This window comes from Klebsiella sp. MS 92-3, assembly GCF_000195655.1.
In the GTDB taxonomy this organism is placed as follows: domain Bacteria; phylum Pseudomonadota; class Gammaproteobacteria; order Enterobacterales; family Enterobacteriaceae; genus Klebsiella; species Klebsiella pneumoniae.
In genome coordinates, this window is the sequence record NZ_GL882876.1 from 1 (window position 1) to 593 (window position 593).

Genomic DNA, 593 nt, shown 5'->3' on the forward strand with positions numbered 1-593 from the left:
CAAACCATTAAAAACAAATACTGTACATATAACCACTGGTTTTATGTACAGTACAAAAGCTACGCCGCTGCATTTTCCCTGTCAAGACTGTGGACTTCCATTTTTGTGAAAACGATCAAAAAAACAGTCTCTCACACCACGCGCTATTCCCGCCGGATACCACAAAAACCGGCGCAAACATTACCGTTCTCAGACCTCATTATGTTTTACTGAAACCATGAGATGAGACACCTATGGGACACTGTAACTTTATGGCATGGCACACACTCCGGGACGCACTGAAAATGACTGGAAGATCGCGTTCACAGTTTTACCGTGATATGCGCTCAGGTCTTGTCAGTTACCGTACCAGCCAGGACGGACGAAGGGAGTTTGAAACCAGTGAACTGATCCGGGCATACGGCGAATTAAAGCAAAATGAGACACAAGAAAGGCACACTGTGGGACAGGCAGAAAATCCACATGATCAGCAGACAGAACGCATTCTCCGGGAACTGAATGAGCTGAAACAATACCTGACGCTGATGCTTGAGGATAAACAGGCACAGGATATGGATCGCAGGCACCAGGAAGCAGAACGGGAACAGTTACAG

General features: G+C 46.5%; 2 protein-coding genes. Both read left to right on the forward strand.

Translation table 11 applies throughout. From position 1 onward, the window contains the following. Positions 1-213: hypothetical protein (locus tag HMPREF9538_RS32680; protein ID WP_216087203.1), on the forward strand; the 213-nt coding region annotated here is incomplete at its 5' end. A 20-nt stretch (positions 214-233) separates the two neighbouring features. After that, the coding region (locus HMPREF9538_RS0128685) for an entry exclusion protein 1 (RefSeq protein WP_171805153.1) at positions 234-593 on the forward strand (360 nt) is incomplete at its 3' end.